The organism is Saccharicrinis carchari, from assembly GCF_900182605.1.
In the GTDB taxonomy this organism is placed as follows: domain Bacteria; phylum Bacteroidota; class Bacteroidia; order Bacteroidales; family Marinilabiliaceae; genus Saccharicrinis; species Saccharicrinis carchari.
In genome coordinates this window covers 100867-118684 of record NZ_FXTB01000001.1, presented here as the reverse complement: position 1 = coordinate 118684, position 17818 = coordinate 100867, and the positions used below count along the sequence as shown (strand labels likewise).

Below are 17818 nucleotides of genomic sequence, written 5' to 3'. Positions count from 1 at the left end.
CAGATGATTAAATTTATCTTCAGAAAAACAGGAAAGTTAGCTGCATTGCTCGTTGCCATCAGTCTGCTATCCTTTGTGCTGATAAGTTATTCTCCTGTAGATCCGGTTCAATCGTATATCGGAGCCGAAATATCAAGGATAAGCCCGGAGCAACGGGAGGATATCGAAGCATATTGGGGTTTGCACCAATCCAAGCCGGAACAGTTTTTTTTATGGGCCAAAGCGGTGGGGCAAGGTAATTTGGGGGAATCGTTGATATACCGGAAGCCAGTTTCTGAGATTATTGTGCAACGGTTTTCTGCCTCCATTCTGCTCATGGGATTGGCGTGGGTGCTATCGGGTATTTTCGGATTTATACTGGGCATCGCAGCCGGAATGAATGAAGGGTCGCTGCTCGATCGCATTATTAAAAGTTATTCCTTTATTTTGGCCTCAACCCCGGCATTTTGGTTTGGTATATTGGTACTGATGGTTTTTGCCGCCTGTCTCAATTGGTTTCCGGTGGGGCTGGCAGCCCCTGCAGGCAGCTTGGCGGGTGAGGTAAGCCTGGCAGATACCTTAAATCACTTGGTTTTACCCGTATTAACTTTGAGTATTGGTGGAGTAGCCAGTATTGCTTTGCATACCCGCGAAAAATTAATTGAGGTGCTCAATAGCGAATTTATCCGCTTTGCCAAAGCCAAAGGAGAAAGCGGAACGGGATTATTGTGGCGCCATGGCCTGCGCAATATTTCATTACCGGCCATCTCCTTGCATTTTGCATCCTTTGGCGAACTTTTTGGTGGTGCCGTTTTAACCGAACAGGTATTTTCGTACCCCGGTTTGGGACAAGCAGTGGTCAAAGCCGGGCTGGGAGGCGACGTACCCCTTCTGTTGGGGATTACCTTGTTCAGCGTTGTATTTATTTTTGTGGGAAATTTTATGGCAGACTTGCTTTATGTGCTCGTCGATCCGCGAATGAAAATTAAACAGGCGCATGAATGAACTGATTTATAAATATCTGCCATTAAAGCGCGCCATAAATTGGAATAGGCGCAAAGAGGCATTAACCACCTCAATAATTTCCGTTGCTCTACTATTAATATTGGTAGGGAGCGGTTTTTTTATGGGTATAAAAGGATTAGCGGTTAATTTTGAGGCGGCAAACAGCAGTCCGTCATTAAGCCATCCCTTTGGTACCGATTGGCTGGGACGCGATATGTTTGTGCGAACCGTTAAGGGCTTGGCTCTTAGTTTTTGGGTGGGCTTACTGGCCGCCTTCATAAGTGCCACCATCGCTCTGATGCTTAGCCTGTTATTGGTGTTGAATAAAACGATGGATTCCATCGTTACGGGACTTATTGATTTGTTTCTCGGGCTGCCTCATATCGTAACCTTAATTTTAATTTCATTTATGTTGGGTGGCGGACTAAAAGGCGTAATCATTGCCGTGGCCCTAACCCATTGGCCCCGATTGGCACGTTTGTTACGAGCAGAAATTAAACAGGTAAAAAATACCGAGTACATCACGGTTTCCCGTAATATGGGAAAGTCGTGGTTTTGGATTTCCCGGCATCATATTTTACCTCATTTAATACCCCAGTTATTTATCGGGTTTATATTAATGTTTCCACATGCCATTTTGCACGAAGCCAGTATTACCTTTTTGGGCTTTGGATTATCCTCGGAGCAACCCGCAATTGGGGTTATTCTGTCCGAAGCTATGGGATATTTGTCGTCCGGCATGTGGTGGCTGGCTCTTTTCCCCGGTTTGATGTTGTTAATGATGGTGGCGGTTTTTGATAGTCTGGGACGTAATTTACGTACTATTTTCGACCCATTTAAAGGACAAAAAGAATAAAATTTACCATGAAAATCAAAGGACATTATAATACAAATGATAAGAAACCACTTTTAGAGGTCAAAAACCTTTCTCTCTCATTTCCTCAGTATAAAAATGGATTTGAAGAATCCCAGATCCAGGTCATTCGGGATTTTGAGCTGACTATCTGTCCTGGAGAAATAGTGGCCGTTGTGGGCTCCAGCGGCTCGGGAAAAAGCCTGCTGGCCGACTCTATTTTGGGCATCTTACCCAACAATGCCCAAACCAATGGAGCAATATTTTTTGAAGGTCAGGCTTTAACGCCAAAACTACAGAATAAGCTCCGTGGCAAGGCCATTTCGCTTATTCCGCAGTCGATAAAGGCTTTGGATCCTTTAATGAAAACCGCTAAGCAGGTACAAAGTATTATCCCGGATAAAAAGGCAAAAATTAGAATACAACGAGAAGCTTTTGATAAACTGGGTTTACCGCACGATACAGATAAAAAATACCCCTTTGAACTTTCCGGCGGAATGGCTCGCAGGGTATTAATAGCCACAGCAATGGTAAGCGAGGCAAAACTAATCATTGCCGACGAACCCACCCCCGGTTTAGACGAGGAGTCCTGGAACGAAACACTCAGCCATATTAAACAGCTTTGCAAAGCCAACAAGGCCGTCCTGTTTATTACCCACGATATTCATGCTGCTTTAAAAATTGCCGATAAAATTGCAGTTTTTTATGCCGGAGAAACAGTGGAGATTGCCAATAAAAAGGACTTTACAGGAAATGGCGACCGCTTGAGGCATCCTTATACAAAAGCTTTGTGGCGTGCTTTACCCGAAAATAGTTTTGAATCCTTAGATGGTAATCAGCCTGAAGCGATGGAGGTATTCGCCGGTTGTGTATTTGGGCCACGATGTTTAATGATTAGCGATTTTTGCCGTAACAACAGACCGGGATCCACAAGAGTAAATAATGGTTTAACAAGATGTTTTTATGCTAACAGTTAAGAACCTTGGTTTTTGTTACCAGCCGGGGCAGTGGATATTTAATAAAATTGAGTTCAGCCTAAAGCCGGGAGAAGTAGTTGGACTATTCGGGCAGAGCGGTGTAGGTAAAACTACTTTTGCCAAAATTATGGCCGGTTACCTAAAGCCCGATAAAGGTTGGATTGCTGTAGATGGAAAAGCTTATCCCCCAAAAGGACGTAATCCGGTTCAGTTAATCGGACAACATCCGGAAAAAACGATTAATCCACATTGGCGAATGAAGCAAGTTTTATCAGAATCCGGAGAATATAGTAATAAATTCTTACGGAAACTGGGTATTAGTAAAGAGTGGATGCACCGTTTTCCCTCACAGCTATCGGCAGGCGAATTGCAACGGTTCTGCCTTGCACGTGCAATTGCACTCGAAACCAAATACCTGATAGCAGACGAAATAACCACCATGCTCGATGCCATCGCCCAGGCGCAGATTTGGCAAGCGGTTTTGCAACTGGTGCAGCAGCGCCAGTTGGGCATGTTGGTTATTAGCCATGAGTTGCCCTTGTTAAAGCAAACCTGCCATCGTATTTTGAGTTTTGAGGAGCTTGTGGGTAATAGTTGAAATTAGAAATAACCCGGCAAATGTAAAGTTTTTCGTATTTACTCAGCCAGCACGATCCGTCAATAATCAAAAGGATATGTAGCCTAATTCATTATAAACATGGTGGTTAAAAAAAGACCACAAAGAGCACAAGGAATGCATAAAGGACACAAGGAAACGTTGTGAACACACTGTGTAGCCTTTGTGTACATTGTGGTTAAATCATATAGGCAATAAAGGGCATATATTTCAATTCCCGAAAGAACCTAAACGGTAATAAAATATTCGAAGAAAATGTTTAAGTTTACTCAGTATTACGAAGTGCGCTAAAAGTATTACGAGTAGGAATTTAACATTGAATAGAATGAAGCTTACATCCTTAGTGTTTTTTATTTTGATACTATCTGTCTCAGCACTCAATGGCCAGTCTACAGGCGAAATTAAGGGATGGATTATTTCCGAGGAAGGTTCCGCCCTGGACCATGTGAATCTATCGGTTGTAGAAACCGGCAAAGGAACCTATTCAGATGAAAAAGGATATTTTTCCATTAACGATATTGCTCCGGGAGATTATACTTTAGAGGCTTCGGCCATCGGTTATGCTACAGCCCAAAAGAGGATAAAACTGGAAGCCCTGGAAACTACTACGGTAAATATAAGCTTGAAAAAATTGCGCTTTCAACTATCAGGTATTACGGTAAAGGGAGGCGCCCTGCAAAATCGTAATAGTCCGGCTAGCATCAGCACAGTGCATCTCAACAGCATTAAAAAACTTCATCTTAGCAATCCCCAGCAAATCCTGTATCAAGTTCCGGGGGTAGAAATTGGAGCCTATAACCAAGGTGGTACGGCCGATGTATTTACTATGCGAGGTTTTAGTGGCGGAGGGCACGAGGGCCAGGCAGCCATTGAAGTAGATGGTATTTCCTTGAACGAGGGCGAGGGCTCGCACGACGGCTACGCCGATATGAATTTAATAATCCCCCTGAATATTTCTAAAGTTGATGTTTACAAAGGGCCCTCTTCGGTGCTGTTTGGGCGCTATGCCATGGCCGGAACCCTGTCTTTTGAAACCAGAAAAGACGGAGAATATCAAGACCTCAGCCTTAAAGGTGGTTCTTTTGAAACATTTGACGGACAAATTGCCCTGGGAAAGCCCTTTGAGCTTGGCGATAATACCTTAAGAACCAATTTTGCCGCACAACTGTACCGTACAAAGGGCTTTACGGAAAATGCTGAATTTTTAAAAGGGAATTTAAACGGACGGGTGGCCTATGACGTGGGCGACCATACCGATATTGCCCTGAACCTAAAGGGCTACAGCGGCACATGGGATGCTCCCGGTTATATTCCCGGAGAACAGTTCAACGAGCTGGACCGACGTAACAAACAGGCCCTCAACGCAGAGAACGATGGTGGAGCTAAAAACTTTGCCTCTGAACGGCTGGATGTCAACCATAGCTTTAACGAAAACTTACGTTTGCTTGTTTTTGGATATGCCGTTCAACAAGATTACCAACGTTATGCAAAATTTAGTTATCAACCCGGAGGGCAATCTGAAAATAATAATAAACGGAATGTGTATGCCGTAGGAGCCAATTTGAACGGGAAACATGCCTTTGGATTCATGGATGTGAATTGGGTAGGTGGTCTTGAGTTCTATAACGAAATGACCAATTCGAAAAGATGGGGCACTGAAAATAGAGTACGGAGAGCCTTAAGGCAAAAACGGAATTACAACTTACAATCCTTTTCGGCTTTTGCTCAGGGGGAATTTGAAATAAGCACTTATTTTAGACCAACCGTGGGGCTGCGTTACGATGTGTACAATGGAACCTTGGAATTACGCGACCCCGGAGTTGCTGAGGAAAATAAGTCGCTCAATGACTTATCGCATGTTAGTCCAAAAATAGGTTTCCGTTCCACCCTGTTTCCGGGTTTCGATTTTAAAGCCAATGTTTCCAATGGTTTTATCATACCCCCTAGTGCAATCCGTTACAATAGCGACATGGACGTAGATCCCGCAGAGATTTGGCAATACGAAGCCGGTATAGTTTATGGCCGCAGCAGTTTTTTCAATGTCAATTTAACCGGTTTTATATTGAACACATCCAAAGAGATAAGCGAAACTGCCCCGGGCTCCGGAGAGTTTTTTAATTCCGGAACAACCCAACGACGAGGGCTCGAGATGGGGCTAAAAGCACAACCCTTTGACCGCTTCCATATTACAGCTTCGTTTGCCTATACCAGTACGGAGGTAATGGACAATGTGAACAAAGATCTAGAGGGAAAGGAATTAACGAATATTCCACGGACGGTGACTTCACTCTCGCTTGATTACACCCTGAAATACGGCTTTGGTGCACGAATTAACATGCGGGATATAGGGAAGTACGCAACCGGACAGACCAACTCCTTTTTTTATGAAGGATATACGGTTGCCGATGCCGCCCTCTTTTATAACCTTGGCAGTAATTCATCCCACAGTGGACAATTTTTTGTTGAACTGAACAATATGTTCGATCTTAACTATGCCACCTATGTGTTTGATTTGGGCCAGGGACAGTCGTATGGGCCTGCGCCTTTACGCAATTTCACCATCGGCGTGGCTTATAATCTCTAAAAATTAAACCCACCCTGAATAGTAAAATACCCCCAGGTACCCTAAAAAGGGTTTGGAGGAGTGCATTGGGTTTCAGTAAGTCCCCCTTCAGAGGATAGGGCTTCGCCTGCGGCAACCGAAGGGTGAGAAAACTAAAGCTCAATAAGCTTGTTTTTCGGCGCGAACTCAAATCCGACTTACAAATTTTCCTTTCCGGCTGTAGTGAGGGTTAATTTGCCATGTTTGACACCTTTTAAACTGATCAAAGAATCAGCCAGCTTGCGGATTTTTTCACCTTTGCCCTTTACTGCAATTATCTCCAGACAGTTGTCGTGATCGAGGTGTACATGCATGGACGAGACAATCATAGCATGATGATCGTGCTGTTTATTGGTAAGTTCATCGGATAAGGAGTAAAGATGATGATTGAAGACCAGGGTTATGGTGCCAATGGCTTCCTCTTTTTCATCCCAATTCAGGTTCACGAGCTTGTCGCGAATCAAATCCCGAATGGCCTCCGACCGGGTGTTGTAACCCTGCGCTTCAATTACATGGTCAAAATTGTCCAACAATTCGCGATCTAACGAAACAGCAAATCTTGCTGTATTTGATATTGTTTCCATGTTTTAAATATCGCAAAATTATCACATAAAATAAAAAAAAAGAGTTTATGGTGTAAATCGCTAAAGATTACCGACAATAAATTATATTAAATTAATTTCATCAAATTACCCGGTAGCGGTATTGTTTTAAGTTATGAAGACTGTCAGCCCCGTATTAAAAAGGACAGGGGTTATTGATAAAAATCAAATACGGTAATTCACTCACGGGGTGACTATAAGCGCCTTGCTAAAGTCTCCCCGTGAGTAGGAATAAATTCTTCTACTATTTTACCAATCCGCTACGCTCCATCAAAGCATCCAGCGTTGGCTCCTGCCCACGGAAAGCCACATAAAGTTCCATGGGGTGTTCGGTTCCGCCTTTACTCAATATGTTTTTACGAAACGAAGCGGCCGTAGCCTTATCGAATATCCCGTTTTGCTTAAAGAGGCTAAAGGCATCGGCATCCAGTACCTCGGCCCATTTGTAGCCGTAATAGCCCGCGGCATATCCTCCCGCAAAAATATGCGAGAAAGCCGGGCTAAAGCTGGTACCCTCCACTTCGGGAAAAAGTTCGGTTTTTGCCATGGCAGCATTCTCAAAACTACTTACAGAACCCTCAAAAGGCGCCATGATAGTATGCCAGGCCATATCATTTAAACCGAACGAAAGCTGGCGCACAGTCAGGTACCCGCTTTGAAAATTGGCCGAAGCCAATATCTTGTCCACCAATTCGTCGGGAATCACCTCTCCTGTTTTATAGTGTTGGCCTACCATCTGTAGCCATTCCTTTTCGTTGCCCCAATTCTCCAGAATTTGTGAAGGCAGCTCAACAAAGTCTCTGTAAACACTGGTGCCGCTATGGCTTTTATAGGTAGTGTTAGCCAACATACCATGCAAGCCATGGCCAAACTCATGCAAAAAGGTAGTTACTTCATTATGTGTTAATAGCGAGGGCGTTTCCTGTGTGGGGCGACTAAAATTACAAACCAACGAAACAAGAGGACGGATATTTTTTCCGTCTTTAATGTACTGGTCTCCATAAGTGGTCATCCATGCGCCACCCTGTTTTCCTTTTCGTGGAAAGAAATCGAGATAAAGAACAGACAGGTGGCTACCGTTTTCGTCCAGCACCTCATACGCTTTTACCTCATTGTGGTACACCGGAATATCTTTATTTTCGATAAAGCTGATGCCGTACAATCTATTGGCCAGCCCTAACACCCCGTCAATTACTTTATCTAAAGGAAAGTACGGTTTAGTTTCCTCTTCGGTAAAATCAAACTTTTCAGTTTTAAGTTTTTCTGAGTAGTAACTAAAATCCCAACGTTGCAATGTATCTTTTAAGCCATCTTTTTTGGCAAATTCAGCCACATCGGCTACATCCTGCCGGGCAAATTCGATGGAACGGTTCAATAGGTCATTAAGGAAATCGTTTACTTTGGTGGGCGTTTTAGCCATACGTTCCTCAAGCACAAATTCGGCGTGGTTTTGGTACCCCAGCAATTTGGCTTTTTCGAGGCGCAAGTTCACAATTTTAGCAATTATAGCTTTGTTGTCGTGCTCGTCACCCTTGCTGGCCCGGCTTGCATAGGCCATGTACATTTGTTTGCGCAACGCTCTGTTGTCGGCATATTTCATAAACGGAACGTAGCTGGGGAACTGCAAGGTAAAGATCCAGCCTTCTTTTTCTTCGCGGCGTGCCAACTCAGCGGCTGCCGTTTTAATGGCATCAGGCAAACCGCTCAGATCGGCAGGATCGGTAATGTGCAGTTTAAAAGCATTGGTTTCGGCCAATACGTTTTCGCCAAAATGTAAGGTCAATTTACTTAGCTCGGTGGTGATGGCACGGTAGCGTTCTCTATCCTCACCGGTCAGCAATGCCCCTTTTCTTTCAAAGCCTTTATACGAATCTTCCAGCAATTTTAGTTGCTCTGCATTCAGATTGAGTCCCTCGCGCGAATCGTAAACCGTTTTTATACGGTCAAACAAAGTCTCATTTAATACAATATCGTTAGAATATTCGGTCAGCATGGGGGATACCTCGCGGGCTATTGCCTGAATTTCGTCGTTGGTTTCGGCCGAGTTAATGTTAAAAAATATCGACGCCACATCATCCAGCTGTTTACCGGCATATTCCAATGCCAATACTGTGTTTTCAAAACTTGGTTTTTCTTTTGAATCCACAATTTTTGCTATATCCTGTCGAGCTTTGACAAGGGACTCCTTAAAGGCCGGAAGGTAGTGCTCAGTTTTAATTTTATCAAACGGTGGCGTTTGGTGCACCGTGGTAAATTTCTGTAATAATGGATTGGTATTCATAGTATTTTTTTGATTGCAGCTGCCAAAAATAATGACAGTGCAGAGTAAGCAACTAAACGATATCAATTGTTTCATAGGTTTAAAAATTAGCAAAACCCTGATAGCCGGTGCAATTTATAATCACCCTCCTGTGTGGCCTAATTTTTTGCTCCGGCGATGCCGGTTTCATCTTATTTTGAATATTTATTCTTGATTAGCTTACGATGACTGTCTGTTATTAGCAGGAAACTCGCCAAAAACAATTCCTCACCAGCGAGAAACATGCGAATAGCCCGTTTCTTGTGTACATTAAATTAGTGAATTGTAAACGGCACAAAAGTAGATTTTATCGTCTTTTTATACAAATCACAATCCTTAAAGTTTGCAAATCCTTATATTTTTTGATGTTATGATTTGAAAGGTTTAATATGATGTTTTTACAATAAAAAATGAATCTTCACTGTCCTATTTTGAAACATCTCAACCCGTTTTAAAGTAAAAGCCATGAGGCTCCTTTTGATGATGAGACTTACGTGCAAAGTAATTTGAAATTTAATAATTGTAAATGAGGCTTTTAAATTGGATTTTAGTAGTGTTTTTAAGTTTTGCGGTTCAAATGCAAGCGCAGCAAAAATCGATAATAAACTCAGGTGATGAAAGAAAAATAGCTGTGGCCGACAAAAAAATTGCTAAAGGAGATGCAATTGTCGATAAAAAAGAAAAGTACACCCGGCAAATTGAGGCCATTGATGCCGAGGGTAAATCCCGTTCGGGTAAGGTGCGCCGTTTACAAAGTAAAAGCAATAAAATAATAGTCTCTTCTGCTTCGTTTTACAAAGAAGGCTACGGTAAAAAATATAAAACCTATAAAAAAGCAGTTAACAAAGGGGTAAGTAAGAACGCTTTACAGCAGCACACCTTGGATTTGATGCATAAAGCCGGGAAGGATTACAAAAGAGGCAGAAAACTCCGCCGTAAATTAAATAACCTGTCAGATGCAAACAGGGCAGCCGCTATGTTGCTGGAAGCTAACGAGGTGGAGGCTAGAGCCGTTGAAACTTTAATAAAAGCCGCCGTTAACTATAAACCAATAGAAATAGCGAGTGAATCCACGACAGCACTTATCCAGGAATCAGAAGTGGGTTCTGCAGATACATTGGCCATGGCTCCGGAGCCTGTCATTCTGAAAGAGGTGCCGCCTACCCTGTCTATGGCCGGGGTAGCAGAAATGGACTCAATAGCTAAATTGGATGCACTGCCGAATATGGATAGCACCATGGTGTTGGTTGCAAAACCTGATTCTGTTTTAACACCCACGGATAGCATCCTCCCCAATAAAGTTACCGAACCATTGTTGTCAGATGCTACTGAACCGGCAGCTGAAACAAAAGAAATAGCTCAGGTATATTTTACGGTGCAATTTGTGGCCGACAGAAAAGCAATGGCAAGGGAGCGCTTAACACAGCTTTATGATGGTCCCTTTGAAGTGCTTGAGCATGTAGCCGATGGATGGTACAGGTACAGCTTTGGTGAGTTTTCATCCGTGAATGAAGCCAAAGTTATGAAAATCCGTTCGGGCGTGCATGGTTTTGTTGTGGCTTATTTGAATAACATACGAATTTCCATAAAGGAAGCTAACGAAATAATGAAAAACCAGGAGGTTTTAAACCCAACTAATTTTTGAATTACTGTTACCTCCATTACCCATTTTATTTATATTTCAACATTTTATAAATAGTTAAGCCCAAAACTTTTTAGCAAAAAAATGGACAATTACTGGTATTACCGATATATTGGACTCATTAAAAGTATAAGTAGTATTATTTAGCAAATGCATAATAAAAACTCAACTATAAAAAATCACTAAACACTAATAAAAGATGAAAAAGTTATTTTTATTGATAGGCGTAGTAATGTTATTTAGTGCAAATTCGTTTGCACAAACCGATATTACAGAATTGCTGAAGGCCGGACAAAAAGATGCCAATACTTTGGCACAACCCTACCTGAAGCCTTTTGGCGAAATGTTAGGAAAAGGCTTGAACAACGGATGGTACACATCGGCAAAACCGCATAAATTATTGGGTTTCGACCTCACGTTTACAGCAAGCTATATTAAAGCCCCATCCAGTGCTTTAAGTTTTGATGTAAGCCAACTTGAGCTTAGTGAATTTGAGCATGTGCCTACTTCCTCAGCCATAGCGCCAACCGTGGCTGGAGATATTGACGACCTTCCGAAACTACGATTAAAAGATGATATTACAGGCTTATCTGAATTTGATATGCCCAACGGAACGGGCATGGACTTTTTGCCCATCCCCATGATATCTGCCGGGGTGGGACTGCCTTACGGATTCGAGATAAAGGGTAGATTTATACCCAAGGTTGAAATTGGCGATGCCGGAAAGCTAAACCTTTGGGGACTCGGTTTACAAAAGGACATTAAAGATTACATCCCGGGTGTTAAGCACGTGCCCGTGTTAAATGTTTCGGTATTGGCTGCCTACACTAAATTTGCCAGCGAATTGCAAGTGGACGATCCCAACTTCGACGGCCATTTAGACATCTCAGCCAATGGTTTAACCACGCGTTTGCTCATAGGTGCTAATTTACCCGTAGTGGCATTTTATACCGGACTGGGTTATGGTAAATCATCGAGTGATTTTGATTTATTGGGAGTTTATAGGCCCACAGCTACTTCGGATCCCATTAGTTTGGCCTATTCAACCACCGGATTCGACATGAACGTGGGTATGAGAATACGCCTTGGCGTAATCGCCCTGCATGCCGACTATACCCTGGGAGACTATAGTTCCATCACGGCAGGGTTGGGTATTAGTTTTAGGTAGTTGGGATAAGGTTTAATCACATGCAGATTAAACTTAAAAAGTAGAAACATGAATTTGCTTCGGATATTTTGTATGTGCTGTTTTATATCTACTACCTGGGCTTTGGGAGCCCAGGTAGTAGATAAAGAAATTGCTGCCATGCTTTCGGAAAACGACAGAGCCAAAATTGAAAAAGCAGATTCATATATTAATCAGGGCAACGAAATTTTATTTGTAAACAATTCGTACTCCAAGGAAAAGCTTTTCCAGCGTAAGCCCAATTACATCCAATTATCCGAAAATATGTTGGTGGGAAAGAGAGTGAGCAGGTTGCTTTTTCAAACCAAATCCTATTATAAAGTAGGTTTCGAAGGTGCCATGGAGGTGCTAAACTCCCATATAAACAATTACCTTAAAAACGAGGCGCAAGTTGCGTATAAAACTGTTTTAATCCTTAACGACTCTATTAAAAGTCATCTGGAATCGGCAAAGGCCAACAGGGAAAAAAGTAAGCTTACCGCCAACCTTAAAAAGGCAGGCAAGCAGATCCATCAATCCAATATTGAATACCAAAAAGCAATTCACCTGAGCGAGAAAGCTATTCAAATTATTGAAAGTGACAAGACTATTCACAGTGGTATTGTGGTTCAGGATGAGTTGGATAAACAGGATACGGCGATAATTGAGCAGCCCAAGGTGGTTCAGGAAGAGCCAAAGACTGATTTAGCATTAGTGAATAAAAATCCTGTGCCAGAAATTAAGGAAGAACTGAAGCCGGAAGCCCCAAAGCCGGTTACCTTGCTTAATGAACCCCTGATGCAAGGACAGGCTCCTGCAAATAAAAGTACTACGGAAGCGGCAAAAGCAGAGGTTTATTACACCGTACAATTTTTGGCAGATAAAAAACCAGTGAGCAATATATCCCTAAAAAAAGTTTATAGCGGTCCATTCCCAATTGTTGTTAACAGAGGCGATGGCTGGTACAGATATAGTTTCGGAAAGTTCAATAGTTTGGTAGATGCAAAAATAGCTTTGGCAGATTCTAAAACAAAAGCTTATGTTGTTGCGTATAAAAACAAAACACGCATTTCGCTTAGGGAGGCAAAGCTATTGATGGATGAATCAGGCAAATAGCTATTAACAGCATAACACTATGATTATGAAAAATTCGCCCTTGATTTTGCTCTTGATTTTCAACTTGTCTTTTGTCAGCGCACAAAAGGAGGTGGTTGATTTTTTGCAGACCCCCGAAATAATTCAGGATGCGGCTTCTACTTATCTTAATCCAATGACGCAAATGCTGGGCAGCAATTTACAAGCAAGTTGGTATAACTCCGCAAAAACACACCGCTTTCTGGGCTTTGATGTTTCAATTGGCATGTCGTCAAGTGCAACAGCTGCTACCCAACGGGGTTATCACCTCAACCAAGTGCCCGGGTTTGATGAAAACTATAAGGTTAAAGACGGTAGTTTTTCGATTGCTGCAAATGTGGCCGGCAAAACGGAAAGTCACCCAACCATAATAAACAGATTAAGTGGCAGAGAAATACAACTTCCCCGGGGCGAGGGGCAGGATAAAGTTAAGTTGCCTATTATTTCGGGTGGACTTGGGTTGCCTTATAATACCGAACTTAGAGTAAAGCTCATGCCTAAAATTGACAAGGACGGAATGGGTAATTTGTTTCAATATGGTCTGGGCATCAAGCACAGTGTAAAAGAATATCTTCCCGGAATAAATAAAATCCCCGCTATATCCTTAGCTATTTTTGGTGCCTACTCTTCTATCAGCAGCGATGCTTCGTTACACTACGCATCGTCATCCACCTCTGTTCAGCAGCTTAACACGGCGGCGAAGGCCTACACAGGCCGACTTCTGCTGGGCTTTGATGTACCTGTTTTTTCAGCCTTTATGGGCTTGGGTTATTCTTCTTCGTCAGTTGAATATGCCTTAAAAGGCAATTATTTTGTAGGTGATGTGCTGAATGAGACAGAAGAAAAAGATCCTTTAACAATCAATTACGATTTAGGAACGATAGCGCTTGATTTTGGGCTTAAGGCAAAATTGGGCATGGTACAGGTATTTGCAGCCTATTCTCCCGGCGCGTATGCCAATTTCAGTTTTGGTGTTGGGATTCATGTGATGTGATCAGTAAACAGGTTTGGTAGTGGTGTGCCTGTTTATCATTTGCCATTTTGCAATTCGCGGTATTTCTGCAATAATTCAGCATCTTCAAAAATATCTTCGCTCATTAACCCCATCCTATCCAACAATTCAATAGCCGCATCAAACACAGGCATACGGTCCAGGAAATGCTCATGGGTATAGTTGATATACTTAACCAACTTAAAGGCAGTAAATACCTCGTAAAAGCGCTTTTTGAACACCTCCAATGTAGAACAATTGTTGCCTACAGCTTGCATGTCCATGTAAAAATTTGAATTCACCAAAAAGCTCCTTACCCTGCCCGGCAGGTTCAGTATTAATTCATTGTATTTGTCAATGGGTATCTGATAGAACTCCTCTACCCTATCAAACAAATCTTTTAAGTCGATAAAACCCTGCAGGTTATAGGTCATGTAATCGTGTTCGGCATTGTCTATCATTTTTTTTACAGATGGTCCTGTGCCAAAAGGCACACGCGACGACATACGTGGTGAAGGATAAACACAGGTGGTATTTAACTCGGCATATGCCCCCTGCTGCACCAGTTTTTGAATAAAATAAAACTCCTCACCCCCCTGTCGTCTGTTCATACCTCCCACACTAACATAGGCAGCGGCTGTGCAGGCAAAACACGAACCAATGGTATGAAAAGCATATGGAAAACCGATAAAACGCAATGCCTGAACGTAATACCGAAGATGCAATTCGTATTGTGTTATAGCCGCATATACATCTTCGTCAAAATCATCGCCTTGCGTAGGGTGCGCGAAGCGAATGGAGCATGCATTATTTTGTGTGTGCGAAAAAAACCCGACAATAGACCTAAGGTAGTTAGGTTTTACTGTAGAGTCGGCATCCAGCGATACAATTATCCCGTCCTTATTTTCTGTACGAATAAAATGATCTACTGCTAAATCCATCCCTATTTTTCGTGCCAACCCGGCACCAAAATGTTTTTTGGGTAAGCCAAAGGCCTCTACCGCATATATATTTACCGATGCATTATGGCACAAATATTTTTCGATTTGCCGGATGGTTTCTTTCTGATGGGCTACAACCTGTTCTGAAGCATTAATGCTGGCATTTACTACAATTAAAACAGCAACTTGAATATCGGGCTGATAACAGGCGCAAATAGAATCGAGCGTGGGTTGCAGATCATCCTCCAGATACGCTGGGATAACCACCACTAAACCTGCTTTTTTGATGGTGCCTACATCAAAACCGGTCAGTGATGGATGCTTGCTGATATATTTTTGGAACGCTTGCATGCTTGGTTTATTTGCTTCCTGGCTTAGTAGCTTATTAAATTAACAGGATATTAGCTTAGTGATTTCGTATACCCCAAATTGAAGCATATTGATTTAGGGATTGATTAAATATTGTGTATTTCAAAAACTATAGTAAGCTGTGCAAAAAAGTTAGATATTTTAAAAAAGGCAGACTCCATACAGAATCTGCCTTATTAATTTATCTTATCACCAACAAAACGCTATTCTGTTTTGCTTTTTTTGTTTTTGCTGCTTTCGTAACGCTTGTTTAAAGCTTCACTTACTTGCTTTGTAATATTAATACCGGGAGCACTATACAGTACATTGTCGCCCATTATATTGCTTAATATAAGCTTATATCTCCCGTCGGCATTAAACTCTTCGAGATAGTTAGAAAGGGTATCCCGTAACTGACGATTCAGGCTCTCCTGCTCTCCCATCAATTCCTGCGATAGTTTTGTGTTCAGGTTTTGCAACTCCTGGTCGCGAGCCATTAGGTTACGTTGCTCTTGTTCTGCCCTTTCGCGCGATAAAAAACCGTTGTTTTGCACTTTACGCTGGAACTCGGTCATTTGTGCTTGCAGTTTCTTGGCCTGTTCGTTGAAGTCGGTTCTCGATTTCTCTTCTTTTTTTAATAACTCCTCCTGCAAATGAATCGCCAATCCGTATTGACGCAAAAGAGAGTCCGTATCAATATAGGCAACAGGAAATGTTCCATTTTCATTTAATTTGTCCACAGTATTTTGTTGGGCCGGCTCGCCCTCCCTTTTTTCTGTTTGACAAGAGGCAAAAATCATAGATGCCATTCCTAATAACAATGCAAAATTAACAACCTGTCTGTTTCTTTTCATTTTAATATTTTTTGTATTTAAGCTACACCTAATTCATAAAATAGCATGCTGTTTCTTTAGTTCTTATCAGCCTATCTCATCATAGGTTTTTATTGGGCAACAAATATATATTAATAACAAATATTTAAAAATTTATTTGACATTTTTTAGCGAAATAGTGTAAGAGAGGGGGAGTGGAGCGTGTGGTGCAAATAGCGTAAAGTGTATAGGATATAGGGTATAGCATAAAGCGTATGGCGTAAAACGGAACGCGTACGGTGAGGATTGAAAAACGTAAGACGTAAAACAAGGAGATGCCGGGAGATTCAACTTCCGGCTTTTCAACTTATATCAAGTTACTTGTACCCCTATGCTAAACTCAAAACATCCGGCGCGAACGGCTACGGTATTTATTCCCGGAAGGGGCGTTGCCGGTATATCCGGGTTGAGAACAGGGCACAGCACGACGGTTAATTTTCGGTTTATTAGACGAGGGTATAGTGTACATGATCGAAAACTCGTGCGATCCACCGGTATTTCCGGCAAGCTCGGAGAGGGTGAGGTCGAATGAATAACCTAATCTCATCTGCCCCAAATGAACACCTATAATGGCAATCATGGCATCCTGATTACCCAGGCCTTCGGTGTTGTCACTGGGCATGCCTCTGTACCAAAGCCCCAGCTCAATGGGATTGTATTGCCAATAAGTACCCAAATCGAGCTGGGTAAAGTCGGCTTGTTTACGATAGTTGAAAGCAAAGGTAATACTTTGGTCGGGCGAACGTCTTCCTTCTTTGTAAACCCATTTTACACCACCAAAAGCTGTCATCTTCATGGCTGTGTTGGTTTCAATATCGGTAAAACCCACATCACTTTTCACCAAATGATCTACAGATAATCCTCCCCAATAAAAATTACTATATATCATCACCGAGGCCGCAGCATCAAACTTATTGATTTTATCCTGATCCACGATAATACCGGTACCATCCACCCGGCTCCCATCCCATCCAAACATACTTCCGGTTGTGCCTTTAGCAGGATCGATAAAAGACTGCGCCAACTTAAATTGCAAACCGGGACGTATCATTATATCCTCGCTAACAAATATCTCGTAAGCATATAACAAACCAATATTCTGATTTACCAATAAACCTCCCCCAGCATCATCGCGATAAAACTGTAATCCTATACCACTGTTATATTCAGACAAATAATGATCAAATGCGAAGGACATGGTTTTGTAAGTTCCGGGAATTCCCGGCCATTGATCACGATAGTGCAGGGACATCCGACTACCCTCCGACAAGCCTGTGAATGATGGACTTAGATATAAGGGCGATGCGTAGTGCTGCGAAAAAGATGCATCCTGGGCATAAGCAGCGTCTACCAATAAAAAAGCAAACGCTGTGAGTACCAGAACATATATATTATTAATTGATTTCATTTAGATTTTGGTTATTAATTAACAATACGCATTTGAGCCATACTTGTTACCTTTTGTTAATATCTTTTCTTTAATATTCTGCCAAAAATGCAGAATATTCGAAATAAGATAGCTAAGACTAAAGTATCAAGAATATTTGCTTCTCCGGTATTATTAGTTTAAAATTCCCCAGCCTAGTGGCGATTGGTGATTTACTGAACAGATGATAGCCTGGGTTATTACAGCAAGGTTCCTAAGCTGCCCCCTGCCTGGAACGGTTCTGTATAACCAAGCTGCCAATCAGAACCGTTCCCTATTACCAGACTACCCGCAACAATAGAAGGAAACGCTTGTGTTTTAAGTAACTGACATACACTACCGTTCCCAGACCGTTATCAACACATC

At 42.1% G+C, this 17818-nt stretch carries 14 protein-coding genes; 9 read left to right on the top strand and 5 right to left on the bottom strand.

The genetic code is table 11. The features are described 5' to 3' along the window. Window positions 1–3: 3 nt before the first annotated feature. The 5 genes from FN809_RS00380 (at window position 4) to FN809_RS00360 (ending at window position 6014) form a co-directional block, all read left to right on the top strand. A complete protein-coding gene (locus tag FN809_RS00380) occupies window positions 4–984 on the top strand; it encodes an ABC transporter permease (RefSeq protein ID WP_142531500.1) in 981 nt (326 codons plus the stop codon). Continuing rightward, the gene (locus FN809_RS00375; protein ID WP_142531499.1) at window positions 977–1840 is read left to right on the top strand and encodes an ABC transporter permease; all 864 of its coding nucleotides are present in this window, start codon (window positions 977–979) and stop codon (window positions 1838–1840) included. Before FN809_RS00380 ends, FN809_RS00375 begins: the two co-directional genes overlap by 8 nt. 8 nt (window positions 1841–1848) lie before the next feature. Next, the gene (locus FN809_RS00370; RefSeq protein ID WP_142531498.1) at window positions 1849–2814 is read left to right on the top strand and encodes an oligopeptide/dipeptide ABC transporter ATP-binding protein; all 966 of its coding nucleotides are present in this window, start codon (window positions 1849–1851) and stop codon (window positions 2812–2814) included. Further along, window positions 2801–3412 carry an ABC transporter ATP-binding protein gene (locus FN809_RS00365; RefSeq protein ID WP_142531497.1) on the top strand — a complete coding sequence of 204 codons (612 nt, stop codon included), beginning with the start codon at window positions 2801–2803 and terminating at the stop codon, window positions 3410–3412. Before FN809_RS00370 ends, FN809_RS00365 begins: the two co-directional genes overlap by 14 nt. A 343-nt stretch (window positions 3413–3755) precedes the next feature. Beyond that, entirely contained in the window at window positions 3756–6014 is a 2259-nt protein-coding gene (locus FN809_RS00360; RefSeq protein ID WP_142531496.1) for a TonB-dependent receptor, read from the top strand. Window positions 6015–6190: 176 nt separating this feature from the next. On the opposite strand, the gene nikR is transcribed toward FN809_RS00360, so the two are convergent. Further along, complete coding sequence (nikR, locus tag FN809_RS00355) at window positions 6191–6616, bottom strand: nickel-responsive transcriptional regulator NikR (RefSeq protein ID WP_221929324.1); 426 nt, start codon at window positions 6614–6616, stop codon at window positions 6191–6193. Between the two features lie 262 nt (window positions 6617–6878). After that, window positions 6879–8915 (bottom strand): M3 family metallopeptidase, encoded by a 2037-nt coding sequence (locus tag FN809_RS00350; RefSeq protein ID WP_142531495.1) that lies wholly within the window; start codon window positions 8913–8915, stop codon window positions 6879–6881. 544 nt (window positions 8916–9459) lie between these two features. Between FN809_RS00350 and FN809_RS00345 the strand changes: the two genes are divergently transcribed. From FN809_RS00345 to FN809_RS00330, 4 genes are all read left to right on the top strand, one after another. Continuing rightward, window positions 9460–10578: a hypothetical protein gene (locus FN809_RS00345; RefSeq protein ID WP_142531494.1), complete on the top strand. Its 1119-nt coding sequence runs from the start codon at window positions 9460–9462 to the stop codon at window positions 10576–10578. Between the two features lie 196 nt (window positions 10579–10774). Then, window positions 10775–11743, top strand: a complete 969-nt coding sequence (locus FN809_RS00340) for a DUF6588 family protein (RefSeq protein ID WP_142531493.1) — start codon at window positions 10775–10777, stop codon at window positions 11741–11743. Window positions 11744–11791: 48 nt separating this feature from the next. Next, window positions 11792–12856: a hypothetical protein gene (locus FN809_RS00335; protein ID WP_142531492.1), complete on the top strand. Its 1065-nt coding sequence runs from the start codon at window positions 11792–11794 to the stop codon at window positions 12854–12856. Window positions 12857–12881: 25 nt separating this feature from the next. Further along, on the top strand, window positions 12882–13868 hold the full coding sequence (locus FN809_RS00330) for a DUF6588 family protein (RefSeq protein ID WP_142531491.1): 987 nt from the start codon (window positions 12882–12884) through the stop codon (window positions 13866–13868). Window positions 13869–13903: 35 nt separating this feature from the next. Here the strand turns inward: FN809_RS00330 and FN809_RS00325 are convergent, their stop codons facing one another. The 3 genes from FN809_RS00325 to FN809_RS00315 all read right to left on the bottom strand — a co-directional run bounded on the left by FN809_RS00325 (window position 13904) and on the right by FN809_RS00315 (window position 17434). Beyond that, the gene (locus FN809_RS00325; protein WP_142531490.1) at window positions 13904–15157 is read right to left on the bottom strand and encodes a glycosyltransferase; all 1254 of its coding nucleotides are present in this window, start codon (window positions 15155–15157) and stop codon (window positions 13904–13906) included. Window positions 15158–15378: 221 nt separating this feature from the next. After that, window positions 15379–16008 carry an OmpH family outer membrane protein gene (locus FN809_RS00320; RefSeq protein WP_142531489.1) on the bottom strand — a complete coding sequence of 210 codons (630 nt, stop codon included), beginning with the start codon at window positions 16006–16008 and terminating at the stop codon, window positions 15379–15381. A 358-nt stretch (window positions 16009–16366) separates the two neighbouring features. Then, entirely contained in the window at window positions 16367–17434 is a 1068-nt protein-coding gene (locus FN809_RS00315) for a PorP/SprF family type IX secretion system membrane protein (protein WP_142531488.1), read from the bottom strand. Between the last annotated feature and the right edge of the window lie 384 nt (window positions 17435–17818).

What these genes read in the sequence shown, in the direction of transcription:
- FN809_RS00345 (WP_142531494.1), top strand. Translation starts at nt 9,460, where the DNA reads ATGAGGCTTTTAAATTGGATTTTAGTAGTGTTTTTAAGTTTTGCGGTT.
- FN809_RS00380 (WP_142531500.1), top strand. Translation starts at nt 4, where the DNA reads ATGATTAAATTTATCTTCAGAAAAACAGGAAAGTTAGCTGCATTGCTC.
- FN809_RS00315 (WP_142531488.1), bottom strand. Translation starts at nt 17,434, where the DNA reads ATGAAATCAATTAATAATATATATGTTCTGGTACTCACAGCGTTTGCT.
- FN809_RS00350 (WP_142531495.1), bottom strand. Translation starts at nt 8,915, where the DNA reads ATGAATACCAATCCATTATTACAGAAATTTACCACGGTGCACCAAACG.
- FN809_RS00375 (WP_142531499.1), top strand. Translation starts at nt 977, where the DNA reads ATGAATGAACTGATTTATAAATATCTGCCATTAAAGCGCGCCATAAAT.
- FN809_RS00365 (WP_142531497.1), top strand. Translation starts at nt 2,801, where the DNA reads ATGCTAACAGTTAAGAACCTTGGTTTTTGTTACCAGCCGGGGCAGTGG.
- FN809_RS00335 (WP_142531492.1), top strand. Translation starts at nt 11,792, where the DNA reads ATGAATTTGCTTCGGATATTTTGTATGTGCTGTTTTATATCTACTACC.
- FN809_RS00320 (WP_142531489.1), bottom strand. Translation starts at nt 16,008, where the DNA reads ATGAAAAGAAACAGACAGGTTGTTAATTTTGCATTGTTATTAGGAATG.
- nikR (WP_221929324.1), bottom strand. Translation starts at nt 6,616, where the DNA reads ATGGAAACAATATCAAATACAGCAAGATTTGCTGTTTCGTTAGATCGC.
- FN809_RS00370 (WP_142531498.1), top strand. Translation starts at nt 1,849, where the DNA reads ATGAAAATCAAAGGACATTATAATACAAATGATAAGAAACCACTTTTA.
- FN809_RS00360 (WP_142531496.1), top strand. Translation starts at nt 3,756, where the DNA reads ATGAAGCTTACATCCTTAGTGTTTTTTATTTTGATACTATCTGTCTCA.
- FN809_RS00330 (WP_142531491.1), top strand. Translation starts at nt 12,882, where the DNA reads ATGAAAAATTCGCCCTTGATTTTGCTCTTGATTTTCAACTTGTCTTTT.
- FN809_RS00325 (WP_142531490.1), bottom strand. Translation starts at nt 15,157, where the DNA reads ATGCAAGCGTTCCAAAAATATATCAGCAAGCATCCATCACTGACCGGT.
- FN809_RS00340 (WP_142531493.1), top strand. Translation starts at nt 10,775, where the DNA reads ATGAAAAAGTTATTTTTATTGATAGGCGTAGTAATGTTATTTAGTGCA.